Here is a 21,438-nt window from a genome sequence, read left to right on the forward strand (position 1 = left end):
TACCAAATAACTATTGACAAAAAATGGCTGACAAATATGGACACAATCAGAAAATGGATACTCGAAAATAACATTACCGAAGTTGAATGTCTTATCCCAGATATTACTGGTAATGCTCGTGGCAAAATTATTCCTGCCAATAAATTCTTGAAAGATAAGGGGATGAGACTCCCAGAAAGCTTATTTTTTCAGACCATTACTGGTGACTGGCCCGACGATGACACCATGATCGACCTCACCGAAAAAGACATGATCTTGGAGCCAGACCCACAAACCATTCGCTTTGTTCCTTGGGCAAAAGAACCAACCGCACAAATCATCCACAACTGTTATGACGCAAGTGGCGATTTGGTTGGTATCGCACCGCGAAGTGTGCTCAAACGAGTTCTAAAACTCTATCACGATAAAGGGTGGACGCCAATCGTCGCACCTGAGCTAGAGTTTTTCTTAGTGAAACAAAACCTCGATTGGGATTACCCACTAGAACCACCTGTCGGGCGTAATGGTCGCCCAGAAACTGCTAGACAATCTTTCAGTATTGATGCCGTCAATGAGTTTGATCCTTTATTTGAAGATATGTATGACTTTTGTGAAGTTCAAGAATTAGAAGTCGACACACTCATTCACGAATCAGGTGCAGCGCAAATGGAAATCAACTTTGATCACGGCGAAGCACTAGAAAGCGCCGATCAAGTTTTTCTATTTAAACGTACGGTTCGAGAATCCGCTCTTACTCACAACGTTTATGCAACGTTTATGGCTAAACCGATGGAGCACGAACCTGGTTCGGCGATGCATATCCATCAAAATATACTCGACAAAGATGGTAATAATCTATTCAGCAACCCTGATGGCAGTAACAGTAAAGCGTTATACAACTATATTGCGGGTCTGCAAAAATACACACCTGCTGGCTTGTCATTTTTCGCACCTAACGTCAACTCGTACCGCCGCCTAGTGTTTGGTGACTCAGCCCCTACAAACTTAGAATGGGGTGAAGATAACAGGACAGTCGGGTTAAGGATCCCTGTATCTGATGGAAAATCTCGTCGAGTAGAAAATCGTTATGCAGGTGCGGATGCCAATCCTTATTTGGCAATGGCTGTGTCACTCGCATGTGGTTATCTAGGCATGGTGCAAGAATTAGAGCCGACCGACATTGCGACTGAGGACACCAGCCAAGACCCGTATGAACTTCCTCGTACCGTTGAAGAAGCGCTGCGACTGCTCGAAAACTGCGATGAACTAAAAGAAATTCTAGGTGAACGTTTTGTTGCGGCTTACGTTGCCATCAAGCGTAAAGAATACCAAACGTTTTTCCAAGTAATTAGCTCATGGGAAAGAGAATTTTTACTACTCAATGTGTAAGGATAAGGAGGTTATTATGTCTGAATTAGTACAATACGATGCGCAACACTGTTTTCATCCTTTTAGTAACTATCACGAGTTAAACGCTAAAGGCGCTCGAATGATAGAAAGAGCTGAAGGAATATACGTTTATGATGAAACAGGATTTGAAATTCTCGATGCCATGTCTGGTTTGTGGTGCGTAAATTTAGGCTACAACTGCGAACCATTAATTGAAGCCGCAACCGAGCAGCTAAAAACACTGCCTTATTACAATCTGTTTTTCCAAACCACTCATCCACCAGCCGCAAAACTGGCTAAACTGCTGTCAGAAGTTACTCCGGAAGGAATGAATCACGTCTTTTTTACTGGTTCAGGTTCAGAGTGTAACGATACTGTGGTTCGCATGGTTCGCTACTACTGGAACGCCTTGGGTAAGAAAGACAAAAAAGTCATTATTGGCCGAAAAAATGCCTATCACGGTAGTACTATCGCGGGCGCAAGTTTAGGCGGTATGGATTTTATGCGCCAACAAACCGGCTGTCTGGTTCCGGATATTGTGCATATTGACCAACCCTATAGTTTTGCTGAATGTACAGATGGCGATGTTGAAGCTTTCGGTCTCGAGCGAGCACGCCAGCTAGAAGAAAAAATTCTTGAATTAGGTGAAGATAACGTCGCAGCATTCATTGCAGAACCTATTCAAGGTGCCGGTGGCGTTATTATCCCACCAGAAAATTATTGGCCAGAAATTCAACGTATTTGCGATAAATATGAAATCTTATTGGTTGCAGATGAAGTAATTTGTGGCTTTGGTCGTACAGGTGAGTGGTTTGCCAGTAACACTTATAACATCAAACCTGATTTATTGTGTATGGCAAAAGGGATTACATCAGGGTATCTGCCTCTTGGTGGAGTGATGGTACATGATGACGTCGCCAAAGTACTCAAAGATGTCGATTCAGAATTTGCACACGGATTTACTTATTCTGGTCACCCAGCCGCTTGTGCTGTGGCTATCGCCAATATCAAACAGATGCAATCACAAAATATTATTCCAACACTAAAAGATAAAATCGTTCCTTACTTTAACCAGAAATGGCAGAGCTTGTCAGCCCACCCTCTAGTTGGCGAAGCTCGTTCAAAAGGAATGGTAGCAGCAATCGAATTGGTGTCTGACAAAACCACCAATCAGCGCTTCGAAAAAGAGATGGAAATGGGCACAGTATGTCGAGAAAACTGCCTAAAAAGCGGCTTAATCATGCGAGCAGTCGGCGACACTATGATAGTGAGCCCTCCATTAATTATCACTGAAAATGAAATTGATCTGCTTATTGAAAGAGTAAAACAAGCACTCGATTTAACTCTGGCTTCTTTATAAGTTGATTATAACTTTAAAAGCCTAGCAAAACATAAACATACCCAAGGATTGGAGATTAACTATGTTAAAGAAAAACCTAGCAACAGCATTAGCAATAGGAATTATGGGGGCGACAACAACACATTCTGTCTTTGCTGAAGAAGAAAAAGTACTTAATATCTATAACTGGTCGGATTATATTGCAGCAGACACTATCAAGGACTTTGAAGCAGAAACAGGTATAAAAGTAGTCTATGATGTGTTTGATTCCAATGAGGTACTAGAAGCAAAAATTTTATCTGGACAGACTGGTTTTGACATTGTTGTTCCATCCAATGACTTTCTTGGCCGTCAAGTAATCGCGGGCGCTTTCATGCCACTCGACAAAAACAAACTGACCAACTATGGCAACTTAGATAGCAAGCTGATGTCAGTTTTAGAGCAAACAGTCGATCCTAAAAATGCTTATGCTGTTCCATACCTTTGGGGTACAACAGGTATTGGATACAACGTAGACAAAGTTGAACAAGCGTTGGGTAAAGATGCCCCGGTAGACAGTTGGGATCTTGTGTTTAAACCAGAAAACATGGAAAAACTCAGCAGCTGTGGCGTAGCATTCTTAAACGCACCAACAGAAATCCTAGCGGCTGCGTTAAACTATCTTGGCAAAGATCCTAACTCACGAAATAGCGATGACTACAAAGAAGCACTTGCACTGCTAAAACAAGTCAGACCTTACATTACCTACTTTCATTCTTCTCAATACATCAATGACTTAGCCAATGGTGACATTTGTGTAACCGTCGGTTGGTCTGGTGATGTTCTACAAGCATCTGACCGAGCAGCAGAAGCAGAGAACGGTGTAGAAGTTGCGTACAATATTCCAAAAGAAGGGGCGCTCGCATGGTTTGATTTAATGGCCATACCGAAAGATGCAAAACACCCAGATAATGCGATGAAATTTATCAATTATCTATTGCGTCCAGAAGTAATGGCTAATATCAGTAACTACGTCTGGTACGCCAATGCAAATACCGCGTCACGTGAGTTTCTTGACCAAGAAATCCTTGATAACCCTGGTATTTATCCTTCCGAACAAGTTCAAGAAAAACTGTACAGTAGCAAAATGCTACCGAATAAGGTTTCTCGTGTGATCACGCGCACATGGACAGAGTTTGTTAGAAACTAGTCAGCTAAAAATTAGCGCTCTAGCTTTACTTAATTAGAGCGCTAGTTAATTAAAATGACCGTCAATCGCAGCATAATTTTATCAAATCGTTAACGCTTAATTAGATAGAAATAGCATTATACCAAGACAGTTTATTTACATTAGAACAACGTATTTATACCACAACAAAATAGTCAATTTTAAACAGTATAGTTTTATGAAAATAACATAGTTATATGTAGAAAAGTGTTTACACGGACAGGTTTTATATAGGGACATATATGACGACAATAACCACAGACTCACCCACGTCAGATAGTGTAGAGAACACTATTGAAAAACCAACGGCTGTACGAAAACAGAACAGACCACTGTTACAAATAAAAGGATTAACCAAAACATTTGACGGCCATACCGCTGTCGACAACGTCGATCTCACCATTAATCAAGGTGAAATATGCGCACTAGTTGGCGGTTCTGGTTGTGGGAAATCGACACTACTGCGAATGCTCGCCGGATTCGAATCACCCGATTCAGGCCAAATCATTCTTGGTGGGGAAGACTTAGCTAATATTCCGCCTTATCGTCGCCCAGTCAATATGATGTTCCAATCCTACGCCCTATTTCCTCATATGACCGTATTCAATAACATTGCCTTTGGTCTAAAGCAGGAAAGCCTTTCTAAAGTAGAAATTAAAAAGACCGTTGAAGAACTCCTTGAACTGGTTCATATGACTGAGTACGCCAATCGTAAACCTCATCAACTGTCTGGTGGGCAAAGACAACGTGTGGCCCTAGCAAGAAGTTTAGCGAAACGACCAATATTGTTGCTACTTGATGAACCAATGGGTGCATTGGATAAAAATTTACGTGAAAAAATGCAACTCGAAATCGTCGACATTCTTGAGCGAGTTGGCGTTACCTGCGTAATGGTCACGCATGACCAAGAAGAAGCGATGACCATGGCAGACCGCATCGCTATTATGAACAAGGGTCAATTTGTTCAAATTGGTTCGCCTAACTCTATTTATGAATCACCAAATTCACGCTATTGCGCCGAGTTTATTGGTTCAGTCAATATTTTCGACGGCACTTTAACCAGCAGTACCGATGACCGTTCAATGATTCAGTGCGCTGATTTAGATAAACCAATTGTATTCAATCGCAGACTTTCTGCTACGCCTGGAACCGAATTGATGGTTGCAGTTCGCCCAGAAAAAATATATCTATGCACCGAATCATTAAGTCAAACTAACAGTTGCTCAGGCATTGTGGAAGACATTGCGTATATAGGCAGTCAGTCAATTTACCATGTCCGCTTACCAAGCAATAAATTGGTGGTGGTATCGGTACAAAACATTAGTCGGCACAGAGTGGGAATGCCAACGTGGAATGATCCAGTCAGCTTATATTGGGAAACAGAAAGTGGGGTGGTATTAACAATATGAAGATACTTAATTCTATTCGAAATATTCCGTTTTCGCGTTATCTAGTTATGGCGATACCTTATAGCTGGTTACTACTTTTTTTTCTCCTTCCATTCTTATTTGTCTTCAAAATAAGTCTAGCAGAGGCAGAGCTTGCCATCCCACCCTACTCCGATCTGGTTGCTATCGTCGACGAACAGTTACAGTTTTTCATCAATATCGGCAACTATCTCTATCTCATTGAAGACAGTTTATACGCTTCATCTTATTTAATGTCACTCCGAATTGCCTTTATTTCAACTGTACTTTGTCTACTTATCGGCTTTCCGACAGCGTGGGCGATTGTTCACTCAACGCCAGCAACACGCAATGTTTTGCTGATGTTGATTATTCTACCTTCATGGACCAGTTTTTTAATCCGTATTTACGCACTAATCGGCATATTTAAAAACAACGGTCTGTTAAACAATTTCTTAATGGGGCTCGGTGTTATTGATCAGCCACTGCATATTTTGCATACCGATACCGCTGTTTATATCGGTATTATTTATACTTACCTACCCTTTATGGTCCTTCCTATCTACACGGCATTAATGAAGGTCGATTATTCGCTCATTGAAGCGGCACTCGACCTAGGAGCGAGACCATTTACTGTGCTAATTCGAATATTAATACCGTTAACCAAAGCCGGAATTATTGCAGGATCAATGTTGGTATTTATTCCCGCGGTGGGCGAATTTGTTATCCCAGAACTACTTGGTGGACCTGATTCAGTATTAATAGGACGAGTATTGTGGCAAGAATTTTTCAATAATCGTGATTGGCCTGTCGCTTCTGCGGTAGCAATAACCATGTTACTGATTCTAATGGTACCAATTGTCTGGTTCCATCGTTACCAAAAACGTGAATTGGAGGCAGCATAATGAATTCAATACCAGTTTATAACAACAAATGGAAATGGATAATGTTAGGGTCGGTTTTTAGTTTCCTCTATTTACCGATTGTTATCCTTATCATTTACTCTTTCAATGAAAGCCGTCTCGTCACTGTATGGTCTGGCTTCTCAACTAAATGGTACAGCGAATTATTCCAAGATGACCTACTAATTAACGGCCTGAAAATCAGTTTAACGGTTGGTGTGCTTGCCGCATCAGCTGCAGTTGTACTTGGCACTATCTCAGCTTTCATCTTAAAGCGTTTTGGCAAGTTTAGAGGGGAAACCAGCTTTGCTTTTATGATCACCGCACCTTTGGTTATGCCAGATGTCATTACCGGCCTGTCCTTGTTGCTGTTGTTTATTTCTCTCGGTCAGTTTATTGATCTGTTTGCACAACGCGGCATGTTAACCATTTGGATTGCTCACGTTACCTTCTGTACCGCCTACGTAACGGTCGTAATTAGCTCACGTTTGCAAGAATTGGATCGGTCAGTTGAAGAAGCGGCAATGGATCTCGGTGCGCCGCCTTGGAAAGTATTTTTCCAAATTACGTTACCAATGATTCTGCCGTCTTTGGTAGCAGGATGGTTATTGGCCTTTACTTTGTCTTTAGACGATTTAGTGATTTCAAGCTTTGTGTCTGGCCCTAGCTCAACAACATTGCCTATTGTGGTGTTTTCAAGTGTTCGGTTAGGTATAAGCCCTAAAATAAATGCGCTAGCAACCTTAATGGTACTTATTGTATCATGTGCGTCCTTTATAGGCTGGTGGTTGATGGCGAAAGCAGAGAAAAGGCGCCGAATGGAGATCAACGCTACGTCATAATACCGTTCTGTAAACAATGGCGCTGCTCTATTTAACCAGAGTAGCGCTATAATTTAACCAGAGTAGCACTATTACAAACTTGGGAAATTGGAATGGACATAGGCAAACAACTGAAAACAATTCGTACTATAAAAGGCATTTCACAACGAGAGCTTGCGAAACTCAGTGGTGTTACCAATGCGATGATATCTCAAATCGAAAAAAATCAGGTCAACCCTTCGGTTGGCTCTCTCAAGAAAATCTTAGACGCGATCCCAATCTCCATGGGCGAGTTCTTCACCATTAATATCGAAGCTGAAGATAAGATATTCTACTCAGCGGAAGAGCTAGTGGATATCGGCGATAATGTCATAAGTATGCTGCTTGTCGGCGGCAAAAGAAGTGATAAGAAATTGGCTATTCTACGCGAAATTTATCCACCTGGTGCCGATACAGGTACAGACTTCATGCAACATGAAGGAGAAGAAGGCGGTATCGTTTTAAGGGGAGAAATAGAGGTTATTGTTGGTAATCAATCACAAATTCTTAAGCCTGGTGATTCTTATTATTTTGAAACTCGACAACCGCATCGCTTCAGAAATAAAGGTAAGGTCGAATGCGAATTAATTAGTGCCGCAACGCCTGCCACGTTCTAATATTAACTAAGTTAGCCATCACAGCAAACCAAGACCAATCGCAACAAACCAAAATCACAGTCCAAGAAACCGCTCGATTTTATTCGAGCGGTTCACAACATAAAACTCATTGTCATTAATCAAGTTCAATCCATGTTGATTTCAATTCTGTGTATTTCTCTATTGCATGTAATGATTTATCACGACCATTACCGCTTTGTTTAAAACCACCAAACGGCATAGTCATGTCTCCACCGTCCCAGTTATTAACAAACACAGTGCCCGCTTTTAAAGCCCTAGAACCACGAATGGCTTTAGAAATATCGTTGGTCCAAATCCCTGCAGCTAAGCCATATTCACTGTCATTGGCAATCGAAATCGCCTCTTCAAGTGAGTCAAACACTAAAACCGATAACACAGGACCAAATATCTCTTCTTTTGCAATAGTCATGCTTGCACTGACATCGGTAAATATCGTTGGCTGAATGTAATATCCGCCAGTTTCCGATAAAACGCGAGAACCGCCACATAATAGCTTCGCCCCTTCTTTTTTACCGATTTCTATATAACCAAGCACGCGTTCCATTTGCTGACTATCAATAATCGCCCCCATCGAAGTATCCGTGCTTAAGGGATGACTTGGCTGCCAATTTTTTACCCCTTGCGCGAGTTTTTCTACCACTGATTGATAAATACTTCGTTCAACCAGAAGGCGAGAACCTGCCGTACACACTTCACCTTGGTTATAACAAATTGCGCTTAAAGCCGTTGCGACCGCTTTATCAAGATCTTTCACATCAGCACAAATGATATGCGGGCTTTTTCCACCGCACTCCATAAAGGTGCGTTTTAAGTTGGATTCGCCTGCAAATGTCAGCAATTTTTTGCCGACGGCTGTCGATCCAGTAAAGGTAATGCAATCCACATCAGCATGTAGAGCCAGCGCTTGACCAGCTTCGCCACCAAATCCCGGTAACACTTGAAATACCCCAGAAGGTATACCAGCTTGCAACGCTAATTCTGCTAGAAAAATAGCTGACAATGGACTTTTTTCAGACGGTTTAACAATAATCGAGTTACCCGCTGCAAGTGCTGGACCGATCTTCCACGATGCCATTACCGATGGAAAATTCCATGGCACAATAGCTGCGACAACACCCAGGGGCTCACGTGTTACCAATGCCAACGCATCTGACGTTGTAGGAGCGACTTCATCATATATTTTATCAATGGCTTCTGCGTTCCATGCAATACAACGAGCGGTTGCTGGAGCATCATAACCCAGGGTGTCATTAATTGGTTTACCGGCGTCTAGCGAGTCTAACAAAGCCAGTTTTTCAACATTGTCGTCAATAAGCTGAGCGAATTTCAATAAAATTGTTTTTCTCGCCGAAGGTTCGAGTCCAGACCAAACTCCGCTATCGAAAACACGTTTGGCAACCATCACCGCAATGTCGACATCTTGCTGATCACAACGTGCTACATTTGCTAGTAATTGACCATCAGCAGGATTAATACAAGCAAATGTCTCTTTACTTATTGCGTCAGTTAGCTCACCATTTATCAATGCTTTAGTCGAAAATGACAACTGCTTTGCACGTTCTAGCCATATTTGATTACTCATAAATTCCCTTTAAATGTTGATTTATACCCAGCTTAGGAGTCCTACCCTAGCCTTTCATCATTAACAACTGTTAATTATAAGTTGCATTTAACGTATGTTTTAGCTTAAATTCCATACTAATGTAAAGTATATTGAATCACAATGGTATTTGTCATTCAAAAAATCAATTGGTTTCAACTTCATGGATGAGGTTTATAAATGAAAATAGGTATAATAGTTTGCGACAAGCTCGACCCCGTTTTGTCACAACAATTTGGCGAGTTTGCAGATATGATAATGGCGACCCTTTCGCCTCATGGGCAGTTCGAATATCAACAATATGATGCCTTACAACAAAATTTGCCCAAACAAAATGATGACTGCCAAGGCTATATTATAACCGGCAGTACCCACGACGCTTATTCCGATCAACCTTGGGTACATAATTTAATTGAGTGGATTAAGTACTGCGACCAAATACGTAAACCTGTAGTTGGAATTTGCTTCGGTCACCAAGTGATTAGTATCGCCCTTGGTGGTAAAGTCGAAAAATCAAACAAAGGTTGGGGACTTGGAGTCAGTGAGAACCAAGTTCATCAGCACCCAGCATGGATGACTCCAAACAAAACTCAACTAAACCTACTGGTTAGTCATCAAGATCAAGTCACCGAACTTCCCCCTTCTACTCAGCTTATTTCTTCAAGTGATTTCTGTCCGTATTATATGTTCAGCAAAGAGCAACATATTTTAACGGTACAAGGACACCCTGAATTTTCGGTAGAGTTTGAACAAAAATTATTAGACAAGAAAAGAGACCTGATTTCTGACGAACTGTATGAAAAAGCCAAACTTAGCTTACAAATTGAACCAGATTCAAGCGTAGTTATGAAATGGTTTGCCGAATTCTTAATCCAATCAAAAAATTAACTCGCGTAAAAAATCAACTCGAGTAAAAAGTTAACTAAATCAAAAATTAATTAAATCAAAAAGGCAGCTTGTGGGATAACGAGTATACTTTGTATTCAATCACTTATTCTACGCCATTAGAGAATTATCAAGGTTAGAAACAAATCAATAGAGGTTAAGGATGGACAGGATTAAACCAACAAATTTGCCAGTTGAGTCAATCGATTTTCAAGATGAATCAGTAGGTTTACAAGATACAACACTCGTTAAACACTGTTCTTACATAAATGGTCATTGGCAAACTAATGATGCAAAAATTTCGATCTCGAATCCCGCCAATGGCGACATAATTGCTCAAGTTGATGATGCCAGTGTAGCAGATGCAGAACTAGCGGTTACCTCAGCCAAGGCCGCTCTAAACATGTGGTCTTCTAAGTCTGCCAATGAACGTGCTGAGTTAATGAGAAGCTGGTTTAATTTAGTAATGCAGCATCAAGACGACCTCGGACGTATTTTAACCTTGGAACAAGGAAAACCTCTAGCGGAAGCGAAAGGTGAAATCGCTTACGGTGCGGCATTTTTGGATTGGTTTGCTGAAGAAGGCAAACGCATTTATGGCGACACTATTCCGGCGCCATCTGGTGACAAACGCATTATCGTAATCAAACAACCTGTTGGTGTGGTTGGATCCATTACGCCATGGAATTTCCCTAATGCAATGATCACAAGAAAAGCCGCAGCCGCACTAGCTGCTGGATGTACTTTTGTGGTTCGTCCTGCCACACAAACCCCTCTATCTGCATTGGCAATGGCAGAACTAGCTGAACGTGCGGGTATTCCTGCCGGAGTATTTAACGTTGTCGTTGGTGAAGATGCACAAGGTATTGGTAAAGTATTAACCCAACATCCTGATATTGCTAAATTTACTTTTACAGGCTCCACCGCGGTAGGCAAAACGCTCATCAGCCAATGCGCGACTTCGGTGAAAAAAGTGTCAATGGAACTGGGTGGCAACGCGCCCTTTATTGTCTTTAACGACGCTGATATCGATGCTGCGGTACAAGGCGCAGTAATATCAAAATACCGCAATGCCGGCCAAACTTGCGTGTGCAGCAATCGTTTATTTGTACAAAAAGATGTCATCGAAACGTTCACTAAAAAATTCACCGCAGCGGTTGAAGAATTAACCATGGGCAATGGCTTAACCGACGGCGTTAATATCGGTCCAATGATCTCAACACAAGCGGTAGATAATGTTGACACCTTAGTTAAGGATTCAATTTCTGCCGGCGCTAACTTGGTTCTAGGTGGTAAACGCAGTCAAATTGGTGATACTTTTTATCAACCGACGATTTTAACCAACGTAACTAACGATATGCCAATCGCAAGCAATGAGATATTTGGCCCTGTTTCGCCTATTATTGCTTTTGATAATGAAGAAGATGTCATCGCAATGGCCAATGACACTGAATATGGCCTCGCGGCTTATTTTTACGCTCGAGATATTGGCTTGATTTGGCGGGTGGCTGAAAAGTTAGAATTTGGCATCGTTGGCATTAATGAAGGCATTATTTCTAACGCCGCCGCACCATTTGGTGGTGTAAAACAGTCGGGTAGCGGGCGCGAAGGATCAAAATACGGCTTAGATGATTATCTAGAAATTAAATATTTATGTCTGGGCGGTTTAGATAAATAGAGAAATTTCGCAATCAGAAAAGAAATATCATTGCAGAAAAATTAATGCCGCAAATATACCTCTGTCAATTATCGACTAATAAAGCAATGGCGATTGTCATTGCTTTTACTATCGTCATTTTATAACTTTCTACCTTAAATCGGCTCAGTTTTAGCCTGCCCTGAAGGACCACTTCATAAATATAATCTCATGTAACCAACTCCTTCGCTAAAAAAATTAGAATTAAATTCCAAATATGAACAAAAATAGAGATTTAACTTTTGTGAGACTGTGACATCAGTTCATAAACGGCTTTCCTTAGCGGAAAATTGAGGGTTATTTAGACCACTTTTGACTCGATTCTGGCCTACGTTATACCTGATTTTATATCTAGTTAAACTATTTTCAATAAAAATCAGCTAGTTAAAATAATATCTGCTATTAGCAATACACGTCTCAAATTTATCACTAAGCCTATTACTATTCTATTTTGAACCAATTACGCTTCTTTATTACCCATTATTGCGGTTTTAAGGAAATAAGCATGGCTCTTTTAGGCATTGGATTGCAGTTTGATTTTAAAACACAAAACTTAACGGAAGACAGTTTTGATATGGTTGATTTTTGTTTTGTTGAAAGTTTATCCAACCCTTTTGAAACAAAACTGACGTTAGCCAACCACTCAAACCAGTGTACAGACGCTAAAGAGTCGATATGCCAAAAGCAGCCCGATTAGGCGACAGTTGTGCTGGCCATGGATGTTTTCCTGCTACGCCAATTGTAGCAGGAAGTCCCGATGTGAGCATTAATGGCAAGCCTGCTGCTCGTAAAGGCGATTCCGTATTGTTGCACGCTTGTCCTTGCCCCAAAATGCCTCATGCTCTGCACGGACGAAATATCGCTGCCGGTTCTTCTAGTGTCTCAATTAATGGTAAACCAGCGGCTCGTGTGGGCGATGCAATTAATTGTGGTGGCTCTGTTTCGGCAGGCTCTGGCAATGTGTTTATTGGTGATACGCCATATCAATCACCCAGTCACCAGTGTGGCGAAAATGCCGTTAAACAGCATGCGCCCTTGTTAGCCTTAGTGGCAATGCCGCGGCTAAAACCAATAAAATGGGGCGAACCCGCTAGTGTTAACTCAATAGTGACTACAGTGAAGCAGCGAAAAATCCGCTATCAGGCACGCAAAAACTTAGCCAGCTGTAGCATCGATGAAAACAATCCAAAAATTAACGCTGCCAGTGAAAGGCTTGCCTTTAATAACGACAGTATTATACGAGCTGAAGCAGCGCAATATGTTTACCGGGTCGACGAAAACCGTCGTGACCCAGATAAATACCCATTGCCAGACGCTCCGGTAGGCTTAGAGCTTGTTGATACTAAGGCTATTGCGGGCTTAGAAAGTGCCACGTTTACGAGTAAAAAATCAGGCTTTGGTGCTGCTTTATTCAAATCTGAGATCAACGACGCCACCATGCTTACCTACCGAGGTACCAATAATGGCGTAACCGGTTGGAAAGATTGGATAACAAACGGTTCGCAAGGTATTGGTAATCAGTCCGTGCAGTATGATCAAGCAATGAAGCTTGCTCAACAAACAAAAATTGCTTTAGGAAAAAATATTCAAATGGTGGGGCATTCATTAGGCGGTGGTTTGGCCGCCAGTGCGGTGGGTATAACAGGACTAAAAGGTTACAGCTTTAATTCTGCTGGCTTACATAAAAACACGTTACAGCGTAAAGGTGGTTTAGCTATGCAAAAAATCAATAACTTAATGCAAACCCAAGCAGTCGATGGCGAAGTGCTCACTCTGCTACAAAAAAATAGGGGGGTAATGGCGCCATTAATCGCCGGAGTTGGTAGTGCGTTTGGTGGTAAAGCCGGTACGTTGATTGGGAGTTTTTTAGGCGCGGCTATATTGGCCAATGGCGCTTTACCTGAGGCTGCCGGAAACATGCGTGGCTTAGAAAGTATTGAAGGAGGTAGCCCTGTGACTCGGCATGGTATGGAGCAGGTGATAACTGGAATAGAAGCGCAAAAAAAGCAAGATATTGACACATTAACCCAACACCAAAGGACGACACAATGACAAATAATCGTCTATTCACGGCAGGGGTATCTCTGCTAGTCGGCCTGTTTACCGCTTGCAGTCCTTTATCTAATGTTATGGGAGGTACAAAAATGAAAGCAGAGCGTTTTTTCGAACCAGAGATGGTGCAACTACTACACAGCATTCAAAAAAATGATATGAGTACCGCTAACCAACTGATCGCTCAAGGGGTTGATCTTAATGTGCTGGGTAATGAAGGTATTACGCCCCTGTTGTGGTTTATTACGCAAACCAATGACCTAAAAGCAACCCAACGAGCCATAGAGTTAGGTGCGGATCCAAACTTTACCGATGGAGATGGGGATGGCCCTGTTAATTTTGTGGTACGTAATTTTAAACCAGAGTGGTTAAAAATGTTGTTGGATGCAGGAGGTGATCCTAACTCGATTGATAGTGACGGCATGCCAGCACTGTTTGATGCGATTGGTGGCGAGAATTGGCACAATATTAATACGTTATTGGAATATGGTGCTGATGTGAACTTGAAAGACAAAAGTGGTTTTAATTCTGCATTACATGCTGCAATTTTACACAAATATGAATTGGTTAGCTTTTTTATTGAGAAAGATGTAGACGTGAGAGTATATATGTCTGGTGGAGCAGACTTAGCATGGCTAGTACATGACGCCCTTTCAGATGAAATAATAACTCCAGACAATCCTAATTACCCATGGGTGATGAAAATCAAGCAGTACCTTATCGAACAAGGGGTTCAATTTCCTCCACCATCACCAAAAGAAGTGCGAGCCATGTGGGATAAACATGGCAAACCAAGCCAGTAAAAAGTCATTGATACCGCCATTGGTTTTATTAAGGAGCCCACTGTGAAAACCATAACAAATAATCGTCTATTCACGGCAGGGGTATCTCTGCTAGTCGGCCTGTTTACCGCTTGCAGTCCTTTATCTAATGTTATGGGAGGCACAAAAATGAAAGCAGAGCGTTTTTTCGAACCAGAGATGGTGCAACTACTACACAGCATTCAAAAAAATGACATGAGCACCGCTAACCAACTGATCGCTCAAGGAGTTGATCTTAATGTGCTAGGTAATGAAGGTATTACGCCCCTGTTATGGTTTATTACGCAAACCAATGACCTAAAAGCAACCAAACGAGCCCTTGAGTTAGGTGCGGATCCTAATTTTCAGCGCCCCAATGGCGATAATGCGATTACTTTTGTCGCACGAAACTATGCGCCAGAGTGGTTAAAAATGTTATTAGCCGCGGGGGGCGACCCAAATTCTATCGATAGAAATGGGCATCCAGCGCTGTTTGATGCGATTGGTGGCGAGAATTGGCACAATATTAATACGTTATTGGAATATGGTGCTGATGTGAACTTGAAGGATCGCAACGGTAGTAATAGTGCTTTATATCCTGCGTATATAATGAAATATGAGTTTGTCTATTTCTTTCTCCAACAAGGCGCAGACCCCTTTATATATAGCTCTGGGGGCGCAAATTTAGCATGGAGGGTTCATGAAGTGATTGCAGATGGGATTGTTGCACCCGGTAACGTCAATTACCCATGGGTGATGAAAATCAAGCAGTACCTTATCGAACAAGGAGTTCAATTTCCTCCACCATCACCAAAAGAAGTGCGAGCCATGTGGGATAAACATGGCAAACCAAGCCAGTAAAAAATCATTGATACCGCCATTGGTTTTATTAAGGAGCCCGCTGTGAAAACCATAACAAATGACCTCAAAGCAACCCAACAAGCTTTGAATTTAGGCACAGCCCCTAAAACTCATCATAACTCATTATCTACGATAGATACGATATAAAAGAGCACACTCATGATCAATCGAACGCTTTTCCACTTGTACGTATTTCAATTACTTTGTTTAGGTGCGCAAAATCTCCGCCACAATTTCATCCATGGTATTAGCGACAATATCGGGTTGTAAATAGAGTGGATTATAAAGTGAGTTTAATCGATTAATATACGCCGCCTTCATGCCCACAGACAAAGCACCATGGGTATCCCAATCATGAGTTGCCACTAATCGCAACTGTTGTACAGGCTGGTTAAGCTTATTGGCAACAAACTTATAAACGTTAGGATCGGGTTTAAAACTACCCGTTTGTTCTACTGACACAATATCATCAAAATACTCGCTTAAGCCTGCGTTAGTAATTTGTGCTGTGATTAGAGCTAAAGACGAATTAGAAAAGGCCACTGTTTTCACACCTGCATTACGCAGAGTCTTTAATGCGCCAACCATATCATCGTGTGCGCTGAGACTAGCAAAACCATTCAATATATCCAGGCTCATCTGTTGTGATAACGTCACTCCACGGCGTGAAGCAATGGTCTGTAAATTGATCTTAGCTAAGGTGGCAAAATCAGTATCAACTTTAGTCAAAATACAAACTGTAGAAGAGTGGAGTAACATTGAAAACCATGTTGCCGTTACCTGCTCGTCACCAAAGGCCGTTTTAAATTTTGCCTTGAGACTAGCAAGGTTCAACACGGTTTCATTAATATCAAACAATATTGTTTGATTAGCCTTTACCTTATTAACTACTGATTTATTACCCATAAAAGTTCACCTGCTGACAAAGTTATTGGCCATACTAACAAAAATCAACCTTTGGCATGGCTATTTTTTACTACTATCTAACACACCACCTAGCTGCAACTCTCACCCAGATGACTTATACTATTACCAACTAATCTATCGCCAATATCGAGTCAATTATGGAAGTCGAGCTACTGGAAATTCGCAACTTCATCAGCCAATACCCACCTTTTGATCAGTTGCCTGAAGAAGCATTGATCGAAATTTCAAATAGCGTCGAAATTTCCTATTTCAGAGCGGATAGCATGATCATCGAGTTCGGCGATAAAATACACGATCTGTATATGATTCGCAGTGGCGTGGTTGAAATATATCGTCGTACAGGTGAGTTATATAACCGTCTAGATCAAGGTGGCTTGTTCGGTCAAATGGGTCTACTCACCAATAAAAAAGTCCGCTTTCCAGCCAAATCGCTCAAAGATACCCTTTTATACTGCATTCCTGAGAACATCTTCGAAGATTTCTGTGAACGCTATGACTCCTTTGCTGATTTCGTTGAAGTAGAAGGCAGTATCCGATTACAGCAAGCGGTGGAAGATAACAATGACAATGCTAACTCATTAACCACATCAAAAGTAAAAACCTTATTGAGCGGTGATCCATTAATGTTAGCCAACACCACCACAGTGCAAAACGTCGCTAAATTAATGACAGAAAATAATGTCTCTGCGGCATTGATCCATGACCCAACTCTTACCGATGAAGGTGGCGATAGTTTTGTCGGAATCATCACCGAACGCGATTTATGCGCCAAAGTGATCACCCAAGGATTGAGTGTTGACACCCAAGTATCAGAAATCATGTCAATAGAACTCATTTCTCTAGATCACAATGCCTATATTTTTGAAGCCATGCTGTTAATGCTTCGCTACAACGTCCATCATTTGCCGATATTAAAAAACAAACAACCGATCGGTTTAATTGAAGTGACTGACATTATTCGTTATGAATCTCAAAACAGCCTACTGTTTGTTAGCAGTATTTTTCAACAAAATAGTATTGACGATTTGGTGTTACTTTCTGGCCAGTTAAAAGACTGTTTTGTTCGCATGATCAATGAAGACGCAAATTCTCATATGGTCGGACGAGCGATGTCAGAAATTGGCCGAAGCTTCAAACAGCGCTTACTGGAATTAGCCGAGGAAGAATTAGGTCCCCCTCCAATCCCTTATTGCTTTTTAGCATTAGGCTCAATGGCTCGTGATGAACAACTTATTGTTACCGACCAAGATAATGCCATCATACTGGATAACCAATACCAACCGTCACTGCATGGTAAGTATTTTGAAGGTTTAGCCACTTATGTTTGTGATGGTTTAGCCGCTTGTGGCTACAGTTATTGTACTGGTAACATTATGGCCACCAATCCTGAATACCGTAAAACCCATGAACAATGGGAAACCTGCTTTGCCGATTGGATAGATAACCCGAGCCCAAAAACATTACTAAATTGCTCTATTTTCTTTGATTTAAATGGCGTTTATGGCCGAAAAAAATGGGCGGAACAATTGAATGCATTCATTTTAAGAAAAGCTAAAAAGAATAACCGCTTTCTCGCTTGTCTTGCTAGAAACGCATTAAACAGAACCCCTCCTCTTGGTTTTTTTAAAAACTTTGTTATGGAAAAAGATGGCCGTCATAACAACTCAATTAATTTGAAACGCAGAGGAACGGCACCGTTAGGCGACCTTATTCGTGTTCATGCACTTGCTATTGGCTCCCAATCACAAAACTCGTTCGACCGTTTAGAAGATATTATAGAAGCCGGAATTTTACCGCCTTCCAAAGGAAAAGACCTGCAACATGCGATGGAATTTATCTCTTTGGTCCGTCTTCACCATCAAGCATTGGATATTGAAGCGAATCAAGAACCAGATAACAACATAGAACCAGAGAACATGTCTGACTTCGAACGACGTAACTTAAAAGATGCATTTTTGGTGTTAAGCAGTGCACAGAACTTTTTAAAATATCGTTACAACGCAAACAGCATGAAGGGGTAATCTATGCATCCTTTCAATAACCACCAAATTTTAAATTGGAAAGCGTTTTTAGAAATCCAAGCGTTGGAGAGTAAAGATAGCCGCTTAACCAACTTTTACAACGCCAGTACTTATCCTGAACATACTATGGTAAAAGACATTGAGTTTGTCGCTTTAGATTTTGAAACCACAGGTTTGGATGCTGAACAAAACAGTATTATTAGTATTGGTTTAGTCCCATTTACTCTGCAGCGTATTGCATGCAAAAACGCAAAACACTGGTTAGTCACACCGGAAGATAAACTGCAAGAAGATTCAATAATCATTCATGGCATCACTCATTCTGATTTAAAAGGCGCACCAGATTTATTACGCATTTTAGAACAATTGTTAGATGAGTTAGCAGGAAAGGTGGTGGTAGTACATTATCGTTGGATTGAACGTGATTTTATTGACGCAGCGTTACGAGGGCTAATCAATGAAGGGATTATTTTCCCTGTCGTTGACACCATGCAGCTAGAAGCCAATATTGTAGAAAAACAATCTAACAAGTTTTCTAACTGGTTCAGGAAAAAACAATCCATCTCAATTCGTCTGGCAAATAGTCGAACGCGTTATAACCTGCCAAGCTACCCACCGCACGATGCATTAACCGATGCCATTGCAACAGCAGAACTGTTGCAGGCACAAATTCTCACTCATTTTCAACCTGAAACTGCGATTAGCAAATTATGGGTATAAAAGCCACAGCATATTTCGTCCGCTTTTAACCCTAGCCTTTACAGGTTATGCTTTGACCGACTGTAGCTTTTATAGACTGTAGCTTTTATAGATTAGAGCTTTTATAAACTATAGCTTTTTACCATTAGTGTTAAACCTTACACCTTGAAATAGGTCAACTGTTCTTCTTGAGTCTGAGCAAGTTTGGCTAGCTCTACCGACGCTTGCAAGGTCTGATTAACCGCTGAAACATTTTGCTGCACTAAATCGAATGCTTGAGTAGTGTTTTTCGATACATCTTCAGTCACACTATGTTGCTGAGTCGATGCCGTCGCCACCAATTCATTGATCTCAGAAATAGATTCTACCGCCATGGAGATATCTTCAAATGACGCTTTTATCTGATCGGCTAACATCACCGATTGTTCTATTAACCCAACATTCTGCACCATATTAGTGTTGGCCTTCTCAGATTGGGTTTGCAATTTACTAATAATTTCTTGAATATTTACTGTCGATTGTTGTGTTTTAGACGCTAAGTTTCGCACTTCATCTGCTACCACCGCAAAACCACGTCCGGCTTCACCTGCTCGCGCCGCTTCAATCGCCGCATTCAAAGCAAGAAGGTTAGTCTGCTCTGAAATACCATCAATCACTTCGGTTACCGTACCAATCTCTTCAGCAAACTCTTTTAACTCTTCTACAATTTGCGCTGTACTGGCCACCGACTCATTAATATTGTGAGTCAACGCAATGTTTTGTTCTAAGGTTTGTTTACCACTTTCTACATTACTGTGACTTTTCTTGGTTTGTTCTTCAGCCAACATCGCTTTATTACACACTTCCATTGATGTGGTAGACAGTTCACTAATCGCCGTGGAAATTTGCTCAATTTGCGCCTGTTCGTGTTCAACATTTTTCAATGTATCGGTCATAACAGCATTCAGTTCCTGCGAAGCAGAAGATACATTTGTTGAAATATTATGTGAGTCTTTTATTAAAGTAGATAACTGGTCAGACAAATTAACCAAAGAGAGATAAATACCAGAATCTTGATTGCTACGTTGTAAGTTTTGTTGCAAATCTCCTTTTGCCATGCTTTCCATAAGCGAAGCTATTTCACTTGGAGCGCCACCAACAGGTTTTATTACTAACCTATTCAGAATGGTAAGTAAAATGGCCACAGCAAGGACCAAACAAATGATACCCACCAGCAACGAAGAAACGATTTGCTTACTTGCTCCTTGGGCAATCATATCGTCTGAAATATAAGACACATATCCCCAACCATTTATCTCCAAATTACCCCAGAATGCGGTGAAATCGACCTCTTGTCCATCAACATTAGTGGTGTAAGATAATTCTGGCATTTCTGGTGAGAATTGTTTGAAAAAAGGCCGTTCAGAATATACATTTTTTCCTAACAGCTCAGAATAAGGCGCACGCATAATAGTTCCATCGTCAGAATATAAGAACATATCATTTCTGTTAGCAATATTACCCAACACAGAATCCAAATGCATACTGGCAAGCACTGCGGTATCCTGGTTTAACTTATACACAATCCCAATCACGGTTTTACCATTGATTGCAGCAACGTAAGGTGCTGACACATAAAATTGCTTGTTATCTTCAAATACTGCTTGGTAATAATCACGCTTAAGCTTTTTAACATTGATCTTTAATTTTTCGCCATCTTTGCTAAAAAGAGACCCATCTTTTTTAACTAAGTAGACACCATTACTTCCACCATGAAAAATGTTGTCTAATGCTTGTAACTGAAAGCGCACATCCATCGGCAACATGCCGTCTTCTAGCTGGTTGTTCTGAGCATTCACTGATGACAACATTAGTTGATAGTTGTCAAATTTTTCAGTAAGCCTCTCTTTTAAAGCAATATTTTTTTCTCGCAGTAATTGTTTGTTCAATTGAACACTTTCAGATTTAAACGCGAAGAAATCTAATGACGCAATCGTTAAGATCGTTGCGACAACAATCGCACTGATCGCGATAATGACTTGTAACCTGAATTTTTTCATAATGGGTATTTTCTCAAGTATGTTATAAGCAGCTCATATTTTAGTTCATCCGTTAGCGTTAACTTTCAACTCGGTATTGTCTATCAGGCGTTCGAGGCACTTTATTTATAACGTTGCTTCAATAATACGCTTCTTACT

At 41.0% G+C, this 21,438-nt stretch carries 18 protein-coding genes; 15 read left to right on the forward strand and 3 right to left on the reverse strand.

Going from position 1 to position 21,438, the window contains the following annotated elements; genetic code table 11:
• The first annotated feature begins 36 nt into the window (after positions 1 to 36).
• The 7 genes from ACLKML_RS02735 (at position 37) to ACLKML_RS02765 (ending at position 7,699) form a co-directional block, all read left to right on the forward strand.
• Complete coding sequence (locus ACLKML_RS02735; RefSeq protein ID WP_413283547.1) at positions 37 to 1,368, forward strand: glutamine synthetase family protein; 1,332 nt, start codon at positions 37 to 39, stop codon at positions 1,366 to 1,368.
• A 16-nt stretch (positions 1,369 to 1,384) separates the two neighbouring features.
• On the forward strand, positions 1,385 to 2,728 hold the full coding sequence (locus ACLKML_RS02740; protein ID WP_413283548.1) for an aspartate aminotransferase family protein: 1,344 nt from the start codon (positions 1,385 to 1,387) through the stop codon (positions 2,726 to 2,728).
• Between the two features lie 103 nt (positions 2,729 to 2,831).
• Positions 2,832 to 3,896: a polyamine ABC transporter substrate-binding protein gene (locus tag ACLKML_RS02745; protein WP_413283718.1), complete on the forward strand. Its 1,065-nt coding sequence runs from the start codon at positions 2,832 to 2,834 to the stop codon at positions 3,894 to 3,896.
• Between the two features lie 260 nt (positions 3,897 to 4,156).
• Positions 4,157 to 5,323 carry a polyamine ABC transporter ATP-binding protein gene (gene potA / locus ACLKML_RS02750; protein WP_413283549.1) on the forward strand — a complete coding sequence of 389 codons (1,167 nt, stop codon included), beginning with the start codon at positions 4,157 to 4,159 and terminating at the stop codon, positions 5,321 to 5,323.
• Positions 5,320 to 6,225, forward strand: coding sequence for a putrescine ABC transporter permease PotH (gene potH, locus ACLKML_RS02755; protein ID WP_317716009.1), 906 nt, complete (start codon positions 5,320 to 5,322; stop codon positions 6,223 to 6,225). The genes potA and potH overlap by 4 nt, the downstream gene beginning before the upstream one ends.
• Entirely contained in the window at positions 6,225 to 7,064 is an 840-nt protein-coding gene (locus ACLKML_RS02760; RefSeq protein ID WP_413283550.1) for an ABC transporter permease subunit, read from the forward strand. The genes potH and ACLKML_RS02760 overlap by 1 nt, the downstream gene beginning before the upstream one ends.
• A 92-nt stretch (positions 7,065 to 7,156) precedes the next feature.
• On the forward strand, positions 7,157 to 7,699 hold the full coding sequence (locus ACLKML_RS02765; RefSeq protein ID WP_317716007.1) for a cupin domain-containing protein: 543 nt from the start codon (positions 7,157 to 7,159) through the stop codon (positions 7,697 to 7,699).
• Positions 7,700 to 7,814: 115 nt separating this feature from the next.
• On the opposite strand, the gene ACLKML_RS02770 is transcribed toward ACLKML_RS02765, so the two are convergent.
• Positions 7,815 to 9,302, reverse strand: a complete 1,488-nt coding sequence (locus tag ACLKML_RS02770; RefSeq protein ID WP_413283551.1) for an aldehyde dehydrogenase — start codon at positions 9,300 to 9,302, stop codon at positions 7,815 to 7,817.
• 198 nt (positions 9,303 to 9,500) lie between these two features.
• On the opposite strand from ACLKML_RS02770, the gene ACLKML_RS02775 reads away from it, so the two are divergent.
• The 6 genes from ACLKML_RS02775 to ACLKML_RS02800 all read left to right on the forward strand — a co-directional run bounded on the left by ACLKML_RS02775 (position 9,501) and on the right by ACLKML_RS02800 (position 15,614).
• Complete coding sequence (locus ACLKML_RS02775; RefSeq protein ID WP_413283552.1) at positions 9,501 to 10,208, forward strand: glutamine amidotransferase-related protein; 708 nt, start codon at positions 9,501 to 9,503, stop codon at positions 10,206 to 10,208.
• Positions 10,209 to 10,368: 160 nt separating this feature from the next.
• Positions 10,369 to 11,883 (forward strand): NAD-dependent succinate-semialdehyde dehydrogenase, encoded by a 1,515-nt coding sequence (locus ACLKML_RS02780; RefSeq protein WP_413283553.1) that lies wholly within the window; start codon positions 10,369 to 10,371, stop codon positions 11,881 to 11,883.
• A gap of 523 nt (positions 11,884 to 12,406) precedes the next feature.
• Positions 12,407 to 12,598 (forward strand): hypothetical protein, encoded by a 192-nt coding sequence (locus ACLKML_RS02785; RefSeq protein ID WP_413283554.1) that lies wholly within the window; start codon positions 12,407 to 12,409, stop codon positions 12,596 to 12,598.
• Positions 12,577 to 13,953 carry a PAAR domain-containing protein gene (locus tag ACLKML_RS02790; RefSeq protein ID WP_413283555.1) on the forward strand — a complete coding sequence of 459 codons (1,377 nt, stop codon included), beginning with the start codon at positions 12,577 to 12,579 and terminating at the stop codon, positions 13,951 to 13,953. Before ACLKML_RS02785 ends, ACLKML_RS02790 begins: the two co-directional genes overlap by 22 nt.
• A complete protein-coding gene (locus tag ACLKML_RS02795) occupies positions 13,950 to 14,756 on the forward strand; it encodes an ankyrin repeat domain-containing protein (protein ID WP_413283556.1) in 807 nt (268 codons plus the stop codon). The genes ACLKML_RS02790 and ACLKML_RS02795 overlap by 4 nt, the downstream gene beginning before the upstream one ends.
• Positions 14,757 to 14,798: 42 nt before the next feature.
• Entirely contained in the window at positions 14,799 to 15,614 is an 816-nt protein-coding gene (locus tag ACLKML_RS02800) for an ankyrin repeat domain-containing protein (RefSeq protein WP_413283557.1), read from the forward strand.
• A 207-nt stretch (positions 15,615 to 15,821) separates the two neighbouring features.
• Here ACLKML_RS02800 and ACLKML_RS02805 read toward each other — a convergent pair whose 3' ends face one another.
• Complete coding sequence (locus tag ACLKML_RS02805) at positions 15,822 to 16,520, reverse strand: haloacid dehalogenase type II (protein WP_413283558.1); 699 nt, start codon at positions 16,518 to 16,520, stop codon at positions 15,822 to 15,824.
• A gap of 158 nt (positions 16,521 to 16,678) precedes the next feature.
• Here ACLKML_RS02805 and ACLKML_RS02810 point away from each other — a divergent pair, with 158 nt between their 5' ends.
• Together ACLKML_RS02810 and ACLKML_RS02815 are read left to right on the forward strand one after the other, a co-directional pair.
• On the forward strand, positions 16,679 to 18,562 hold the full coding sequence (locus ACLKML_RS02810; protein ID WP_413283559.1) for a DUF294 nucleotidyltransferase-like domain-containing protein: 1,884 nt from the start codon (positions 16,679 to 16,681) through the stop codon (positions 18,560 to 18,562).
• A gap of 3 nt (positions 18,563 to 18,565) precedes the next feature.
• A complete protein-coding gene (locus tag ACLKML_RS02815) occupies positions 18,566 to 19,282 on the forward strand; it encodes a 3'-5' exonuclease (RefSeq protein ID WP_413283560.1) in 717 nt (238 codons plus the stop codon).
• Positions 19,283 to 19,419: 137 nt separating this feature from the next.
• On the opposite strand, the gene ACLKML_RS02820 is transcribed toward ACLKML_RS02815, so the two are convergent.
• Positions 19,420 to 21,300 carry a methyl-accepting chemotaxis protein gene (locus tag ACLKML_RS02820; RefSeq protein ID WP_413283561.1) on the reverse strand — a complete coding sequence of 627 codons (1,881 nt, stop codon included), beginning with the start codon at positions 21,298 to 21,300 and terminating at the stop codon, positions 19,420 to 19,422.
• Between the last annotated feature and the right edge of the window lie 138 nt (positions 21,301 to 21,438).

Source organism: Vibrio sp. MA40-2 (assembly GCF_047302445.1).
Classification (GTDB): Bacteria; Pseudomonadota; Gammaproteobacteria; order Enterobacterales; family Vibrionaceae; genus Vibrio.

Bases quoted from the DNA above. Each gene is read 5' to 3' on its own strand.
- ACLKML_RS02735 (WP_413283547.1), top strand. From the start codon at position 37: ATGGACACAATCAGAAAATGGATACTCGAAAATAACATTACCGAAGTT.
- ACLKML_RS02740 (WP_413283548.1), top strand. From the start codon at position 1,385: ATGTCTGAATTAGTACAATACGATGCGCAACACTGTTTTCATCCTTTT.
- ACLKML_RS02745 (WP_413283718.1), top strand. From the start codon at position 2,832: ATGGGGGCGACAACAACACATTCTGTCTTTGCTGAAGAAGAAAAAGTA.
- potA (WP_413283549.1), top strand. From the start codon at position 4,157: ATGACGACAATAACCACAGACTCACCCACGTCAGATAGTGTAGAGAAC.
- potH (WP_317716009.1), top strand. From the start codon at position 5,320: ATGAAGATACTTAATTCTATTCGAAATATTCCGTTTTCGCGTTATCTA.
- ACLKML_RS02760 (WP_413283550.1), top strand. From the start codon at position 6,225: ATGAATTCAATACCAGTTTATAACAACAAATGGAAATGGATAATGTTA.
- ACLKML_RS02765 (WP_317716007.1), top strand. From the start codon at position 7,157: ATGGACATAGGCAAACAACTGAAAACAATTCGTACTATAAAAGGCATT.
- ACLKML_RS02770 (WP_413283551.1), bottom strand. From the start codon at position 9,302: ATGAGTAATCAAATATGGCTAGAACGTGCAAAGCAGTTGTCATTTTCG.
- ACLKML_RS02775 (WP_413283552.1), top strand. From the start codon at position 9,501: ATGAAAATAGGTATAATAGTTTGCGACAAGCTCGACCCCGTTTTGTCA.
- ACLKML_RS02780 (WP_413283553.1), top strand. From the start codon at position 10,369: ATGGACAGGATTAAACCAACAAATTTGCCAGTTGAGTCAATCGATTTT.
- ACLKML_RS02785 (WP_413283554.1), top strand. From the start codon at position 12,407: ATGGCTCTTTTAGGCATTGGATTGCAGTTTGATTTTAAAACACAAAAC.
- ACLKML_RS02790 (WP_413283555.1), top strand. From the start codon at position 12,577: ATGCCAAAAGCAGCCCGATTAGGCGACAGTTGTGCTGGCCATGGATGT.
- ACLKML_RS02795 (WP_413283556.1), top strand. From the start codon at position 13,950: ATGACAAATAATCGTCTATTCACGGCAGGGGTATCTCTGCTAGTCGGC.
- ACLKML_RS02805 (WP_413283558.1), bottom strand. From the start codon at position 16,520: ATGGGTAATAAATCAGTAGTTAATAAGGTAAAGGCTAATCAAACAATA.
- ACLKML_RS02810 (WP_413283559.1), top strand. From the start codon at position 16,679: ATGGAAGTCGAGCTACTGGAAATTCGCAACTTCATCAGCCAATACCCA.
- ACLKML_RS02815 (WP_413283560.1), top strand. From the start codon at position 18,566: ATGCATCCTTTCAATAACCACCAAATTTTAAATTGGAAAGCGTTTTTA.
- ACLKML_RS02820 (WP_413283561.1), bottom strand. From the start codon at position 21,300: ATGAAAAAATTCAGGTTACAAGTCATTATCGCGATCAGTGCGATTGTT.